The organism is Microcoleus sp. AR_TQ3_B6 (genome assembly GCF_036702785.1).
In the GTDB taxonomy this organism is placed as follows: Bacteria; Cyanobacteriota; Cyanobacteriia; order Cyanobacteriales; family Microcoleaceae; genus Microcoleus.
Genome location: NZ_JAUBVJ010000166.1, coordinates 1 through 6,630 on the forward strand (window position 1 = coordinate 1; position 6,630 = coordinate 6,630).

A 6,630-nucleotide genomic window follows, 5' to 3' on the forward strand; every position below is an offset into this window, starting at 1 on the left:
GGAATCATTATTTTTGGGATAGGCAAGCGTGTAACAATTCTGCTGCCTATCTTTTTTTACCACACATTGCCTCAATCGTTACGAGTTCTGGGTTTGGGGCTGGTTGTTACCCCCCCAGGACAAATAGAAGGTTTAATCAAATTTATAAATAGTAATGGAGACTCGCGAGAAATGAAGAGAGCCTTAGCTGTAAAACTGGCTCTACAAGGTTATGCGTACAGAGCGATAGAAAATATACTAAATGTATCTCAAGGTTATGTAAGTAAATGGAAAAAAAGATTTATAACACAAGGAATACCAGGTCTAAAATGAGGCTATAGAGGAGCGAAAACAAAGCTCACAACAGAAGAGGAAGAATCAACTATAAAGTGGTTATTAGGCCCACTATATTGTGATATCAGAACTAGAAATATATTTAATAGAGAAGTACAATGTCATATTTGAATCGAAAGAAAGTTACTATAAGATTTACAGAAAACCGAAGATAACACGACAAAAAGCTGAAAAAGTAAATCCGAAAAAAAATGAATAATCAGTCAAAAAAAATGAAACATCAATCAAATTATCGAAGATAATAGAGAGGAAATAGAGGCGGGACAGCTTGTAGTCTATGCAATAGACTCATGCCATTTAATGGGAGGAGACATTGTAGGTGAAGCATGGGTAAAGTCAAAAGAACGCGTGGAAATACCAATTAATAATTATAAAGACAGGCAAACTTATTATGGTGCATTAAATTTGTTAGAGCCCGATTTAATACTCGAAAAATATTTAACAGGAAATGGAGAAAATACTGTCAAATTTATCGAAAATTTACAAAAAAAAATGTCGTGAAAAGATTGTTAATATTTTGGGATGGAGTCAGGCATCATACCGGAGAGAATATGCAGAATTTTTTAGCAAAACAAAATGAAGGATTAGCCCCTTCGGAATGGAAAATTACTTGTGAAGTTTTTGCCCCTTATGCACCCGAAGAAAATCCAGTTGAAGCAATTTGGTTTCAATTAAAAAGTTTGCTCAGGAGGTTTTATCGTTTCGGCAAAAAATTTAAGCTTATTAATCTTTTATTTCAATTGTTTGCTAAATATAATCTTTTCAATTTTCCTAACTTGAAAAGATTTGATGCCTTTTCACAATTCATATAGGATTGCTATAATAAGCGGCTACCCATAGGCGAGAGTGGGAGAGTGGGAGAGGGGGAGAGGGGAAAAATCATTGAGGGGGTGACAAGGCTTCTGGAACCTTGATTGTCAAAGCATTGAAGCCCCTGAACCTCAAAAAAGATAGCGGATTATTGACAGGCTTATCTTACTCATAAGATCGTCCGAGAGATCCTTGAACCTGATTCAATGATCTCGCCACTCTTTTTTATTGACTCACGCCCGCGAAGATATTTTCGCTTGGTCACTCAACTCAAAACCTTGACGCAGCTTTGCTTTCAGCCTGCTTGTCACCCCGTCAACCCCAACGCCCCGCCGGAGGAACTATGGGAACCCGAAGGTGCAAGCTACTACAACGGCGAACTTATCCTGCAATCGAGATAGGGGTCGACTTTGGAACAACAGTTAGAACTTGTGGATACCCACCCACTGTTTACTGGCCGATGTCTCCAGTGTGAAATGACTTATCCCAAATACGAAACGTTGCCTGTTCATTGGGATTGTTCGGAGTGCGGATGGATGGATGATTCGGTGTGAGGTTATGGTTCGCAGCGGTTGTGTTTTGATAAGTTGTTCTGCATTTAAATTGCATATTTCGATCCCATATCAAAACTCGTCAAATCCTCGGACCCTCTCGGACTCTCCCCGAATCCCCCTCTAATACCATAAACAATCTAGGTGCATAACAGCTTAATGGCTCACGCTACCTGCTCTCTACAGCATTTATGCAGCTAACCTTATTGTTAAGATTTAATAATTTTTATAAATAACTTGCGTCTTTAAAGTAAGCTAGTTAATATTTAGGTAGTTTCATTGCTGAGTCAGCTTTCCAGTCAAGTTGTTTACGATAAAAGGAAATTTAGTTTTCATGAACAATCTGTACCAAAAAGTCGCATTTGCCTCTGTTTGTACTGCTTTAAGTTTGGCCTTGGTAGCAAATAAAGAAGCTAAAGCAGGTGTAATTACCTTGACACCCAATAGCAGTTTTATCGTCGGAGATAGAAATGATCGGGATGGAGTGGGAGACTATATTTCTGGAGATGTACCTCTTCCTGTAGGAATAATAAACGGTGAAGGATATAGACAAGAATATAGAGCTTTCTACGAATTTAATATGGCCAATGTGTCTCTCGATCCTAATACAGTTATTAGCAGGGTTATTTTTAGGGTTAACTCTAATACTATTTCGTGGTATGAGCGTTTTTCTCGGTTGGACCTCCACGGCTACACAGGAGACGGGCAAGCCGATGTATCAGATTTTGGGGCTGGAGAATTCTTAGATGGAAAATACTTGTATAGTGTTCTCTTTAATCCTACCCCGGGAATAAAGCCATATTTTGTCTTTGATGTACTTCCATTTATTAGTCAACGAATTCAAAACAACGATACCTTTGCTGGGTTTAGCCTTCGCACCGATGAAGCCTATCTCACTCTTAAGGAAGACGCTAGTCTGACAATTATAACCGCTGATGTTGCAGAGCCTGTACCTGAACCGACCACCATCTTTGGTTCAGCGCTAGCCCTAAGCTTAGGAGGATGGCTGAAACGAAAGAAATCAAATCAGCAACATAAAACCACGTCACAAGGTTAATCTACGGTTTGACAGAATAGTTTAAATAAACTTATCAGTTGCGGGCAACTGTATGCTCGAAAACCCACCTGAAAGTGCAGCCGACTAATCCCTCAACAAACACCCAAAAGGCTAATGGAGGCAGCACAGTTAACAGCACAAGCTGATGCGGCCACCACTGCCACGCACAGAACAGCTTTGCGGTGGTGGTGGCTAATTCGGTTATTTTGCCGACGGTTGCTTCACGCCCGCCGGCCTGCCACACTCCGCATCTGGCTGGCGTCAGCCAGTTCTCACGACAGCACTCGGTTCAAGATGTTGGTGGCATTGGTAAGGAAGTTGTGCAGAGAAGTTAATGAAGTCATAAAGTTGATTTTTTAGGACAACTTCTGAATAGCAAGTTAAACAAGAGCTAGGTTAGCAGTTTAGTAATTTTCAGTATTTTGCCATTATGGCAACCTTAAGCCAAATCGCTAGGCTAATGGGGAATTATTGAACTACAAAGCAGGCTCAGAACATGAAAAATACTCAGCAACAGCTAGTCATTGACGATATTAATTACTGCGACAAGGTTTTGAGTTGAGTGACCAAGCGAAAAGATACGCTTGCTGTGCGTAAGTCAATAAAACAGAGTGGCGAGAGCCCTTGAATCAGGTTCAAGGATCTCTCGGACAATCTTATTAGTCAATCAGCCTGTCGATAATGCACTATCTTTTTTGAGCTTCAGCGGCTTCAATGCTTTTACCATCAAGGTTCCAAAGGCCTTGTCACCCCGTCAATAAAAATCCTCTTACTTCCTTATTCCTTCTTGCTTTTTCGGTTAACTTCCCAGCATTTGCAGCTTGTACAAACTGGCATATAAACCTTCTTGCTGCAACAATTCTTCGTGGCTGCCAGACTCTACTAACTGCCCGCGTTTGAGCACTAAAATGCGATCGACATTTCGGATAGTCGAGAGCCTGTGGGCAATAATTATCGCCGTTCTGTCCGCCATCAAACGCTCTAGAGCTTCTTGAATTAAAGCTTCCGTCCCCACATCCAAACTCGCAGTTGCTTCGTCGAGCACTAATATACTGGGATTGCGAATAGCGGCGCGAGCAAACGCTAATAATTGCTTTTGTCCCCCCGAAAGATTCGTCCCCCGTTCCCGCAATTGCGTATCATAACCTTGAGGCAATTCCTCAATTAATCGGGCAACATTTGTCTTTTCTGCTGCTGCTTGAATTTCCTCAATCGAGTAATTTTCTCCCAGGCTGATATTGCTCTTTACGTCACCAGCAAATAGAAAGCCATCTTGGATAATCACTCCTATGTGCCTGCGCAACTCTGCTTGAGGCAAATCCCGAATATCCACATGATTAACCAGAATCCGCCCTCGGGTGGGCTCGTAAAGGCGGCAGAGGAGACGGATTATCGAACTTTTGCCCGCACCCGTAGGCCCGACTAATGCTACTTTTTCGCCGGATTTGATGGTGAAATTGAGGTTTTGCAGGACATATTCGTCTTGTTTGTAAGCAAACCACACGTTGTCGAATTGGATTTCTCCCGATTCAGAATTCTGCGATTTGACCTTTTCTTCCCCCGGAAGCTTGGGGGGGTTGGGGGGGTTGGGGGGGGTTAATTTGGGATTGTTAGGCAATAAACGATATTCGGAACTTGCTGGATTTTGATGATTATCGGTTAATTCTCCATCGAACGGAGACAAGTTGTAAGCCGTTGCCTCTGGATGTCCAGTTATCCACAACGGTGAATAACCTGCCCGACTTCCATCGGATGACTTCCCTCGGGCTTCAAACCTCCGTGTATCCGTATCAAAATCCGTGTTGTGCTCTCCCTTCTTTCCGGTGGTTGGATCTTTAATTTCGATCGGTTCGTTGAGGATATCGTTAATCCGTTCAACGGCGGTAAATCCTGCTTGAATTGCAGTGAATTTCTCAGCAAATTGCCGCAGCGGATCGAAGAGACGCTGAGCAAATAAAATGAATGCAGAGAGAGTACCGAAGTTAAGACTACCGGCTAAAACCCTTTGACCACCCATCCACAAAACGGCTGCGATCGCCACTAATGCAATCCATTCTAAGGTCGCAGATACGGCTGAGTCGTAAAAAATAGTTGTATCAACTGCTTTAATGTAGAGTTTATTGGTGACGCGAAACAATTCTGAGTTGAATCTTTCGCGGCGGAATAGCTGCACTACGCCAATACCGGTCAGATTTTCTTGCAGTTGTGCGTTGAGATCGGAAAGTTCTTCTCTGGTAGTGTAATTGGCTAGGCGATATTGATGCTGGAAATAAACTATGACTCCGGTAATTGGTATCATCATCAGCACCAACATTAAAGCTAGTTGCCACTGCAGGGTAAACATGAAAATGGCAATTACTAAAATTGAAAATAAATCGCTGACAATGCCGATCGCCCCTGAAGAAAAAACCTCTCCCAAAGCTTCGACATCGCTGGTGAGGCGAGTCATCAGTTTACCGACAGGAGTGCGGTCAAAAAATCTGACTGCTAGCGATGTGACGTGGACGAACAAATCATTTCTAATATCAGTAGTAATTATTTGCCCTACTTTTGTGACTAAATAGCCTTGAACTGATTGCAGTGCTAATCTAATTGTTATAGTTAGCATCAGCAAAACTGCTAGAATATTCAATGCAGCAGATAAAGGCAATCCCCGCAAAAATTCGTAGGTAGGTTCCGCGCGAATTACGGAAATTGCCTGTCCGATGAGAATCGGTTGTATTGCTCCTGAGACTGCTAGCGGTACTAATAGTGCGATCGAAATAATGAACAAGCGTTTGCTGCGCCATGCGTAAGATGCCAACCTCATGAATAACCGCCAGTCTGTGTCGCGGCCGGGTTGGTTTTTGGTGTCTGCTACTGGTGAGGAAATTGTCATCCGATTTTAGATTTTAGATTTTAGATTTTAGATGGCAGAAGCTATTATGCTGCTAAATTCGGGGTCTTTTGCTGAGGATCTCGAGCTTTTTTTTCGCTGCGCGGCTTGTAGGACCAGCAGGCGAGCTCGGTGCGATCGGTATTTGAGCAAAAAAGCTGTACAATATATCCAACTAATAATTGTAGCAAATACAGTCTGTTAAATTAGGGAATATTCTACAGAACCCGCAAATTCTCGCTCCTGACTGCACTCAGTCGCCCATATTTATGACAACTGCTGATACCCGCTACTTGCCACTTTATGCCTTTAAAGATAGAGTTCGCCACTGGTTTTATGGGCTGGTCAAATGCTAGCTTTTCAAAATGCAGTTCACTGCATTGAAGAGATAGATTCTAGATTTCACGGTCGTCCCCAGGGAAGTATATTAGACTTTTTGCTGATAAATTATGCAAGAAATAGAGACAGCCAGATTGTATCTGAGACAATTTACGCCAAATGACTTAGATGCTCTGTACCGCATCTACAGCGATTCAGAAGTGATGAAGTATCTGAATGAAGGCGTCAGAAATAGAGAAGAAACAGCAGCCGATTTATTAGGGATAATCGCAGATTGGGAAAAACACGCTTTCGGTTTGTGGGCTGTTGTCAATAAACAAAATAACCAATTGATCGGCGACGGGGGGCTTCGCTTCTTAGGCAAAACACCTGAAGTAGAAGTCGGTTACGTGTTAGCAAAAGCGTATTGGGGGAAAGGTTTAGCATCGGAAGTTGCAGCGGCGACGCTCAAGTATGGATTTGAAGTATTAAAACTAGAAAAAATTGTTGCTGTTGCAGATACCAAAAATAGCTCCTCGCGGCGGGTAATGGAAAAAGTGGGGATGAGATACCAGCATAACCTCCAGGATTCCGATCGAGTATATTATTCGGTAGTGCTTTTTTGTAAAGGGCGGAGAAAAATAGTAAAATAGAGCGACGATCGTGAAAGAGGAATGATGGAATGA

The 6,630-nt window shown here is 42.3% G+C and carries 8 protein-coding genes; 7 read left to right on the forward strand and 1 reads right to left on the reverse strand.

Features of this window, described 5'->3' with window-relative positions; all coding sequences use genetic code 11:
- The 6 genes from QUB56_RS35875 to QUB56_RS35900 form a co-directional block, all read left to right on the forward strand.
- A partial coding sequence (locus tag QUB56_RS35875; RefSeq protein ID WP_332961126.1) for a helix-turn-helix domain-containing protein occupies positions 1–312 on the forward strand: 312 nt, incomplete at its 5' end.
- A 321-nt stretch (positions 313–633) separates the two neighbouring features.
- Entirely contained in the window at positions 634–834 is a 201-nt protein-coding gene (locus tag QUB56_RS35880) for a hypothetical protein (RefSeq protein ID WP_332961127.1), read from the forward strand.
- Positions 831–1,145 (forward strand): hypothetical protein, encoded by a 315-nt coding sequence (locus QUB56_RS35885; RefSeq protein ID WP_332961128.1) that lies wholly within the window; start codon positions 831–833, stop codon positions 1,143–1,145. Before QUB56_RS35880 ends, QUB56_RS35885 begins: the two co-directional genes overlap by 4 nt.
- 255 nt (positions 1,146–1,400) lie before the next feature.
- Positions 1,401–1,544, forward strand: coding sequence for a hypothetical protein (locus QUB56_RS35890; protein WP_332961129.1), 144 nt, complete (start codon positions 1,401–1,403; stop codon positions 1,542–1,544).
- A gap of 484 nt (positions 1,545–2,028) precedes the next feature.
- Complete coding sequence (locus tag QUB56_RS35895; protein ID WP_332961130.1) at positions 2,029–2,751, forward strand: PEP-CTERM sorting domain-containing protein; 723 nt, start codon at positions 2,029–2,031, stop codon at positions 2,749–2,751.
- A 114-nt stretch (positions 2,752–2,865) separates the two neighbouring features.
- The gene (locus QUB56_RS35900) at positions 2,866–3,111 is read left to right on the forward strand and encodes a hypothetical protein (RefSeq protein ID WP_332961131.1); all 246 of its coding nucleotides are present in this window, start codon (positions 2,866–2,868) and stop codon (positions 3,109–3,111) included.
- A gap of 439 nt (positions 3,112–3,550) precedes the next feature.
- Here QUB56_RS35900 and QUB56_RS35905 read toward each other — a convergent pair whose 3' ends face one another.
- On the reverse strand, positions 3,551–5,629 hold the full coding sequence (locus QUB56_RS35905; protein WP_332961132.1) for an ABC transporter ATP-binding protein: 2,079 nt from the start codon (positions 5,627–5,629) through the stop codon (positions 3,551–3,553).
- 446 nt (positions 5,630–6,075) lie between these two features.
- On the opposite strand from QUB56_RS35905, the gene QUB56_RS35910 reads away from it, so the two are divergent.
- Positions 6,076–6,597 (forward strand): GNAT family N-acetyltransferase, encoded by a 522-nt coding sequence (locus tag QUB56_RS35910; protein ID WP_332961133.1) that lies wholly within the window; start codon positions 6,076–6,078, stop codon positions 6,595–6,597.
- Positions 6,598–6,630 lie beyond the last annotated feature (33 nt).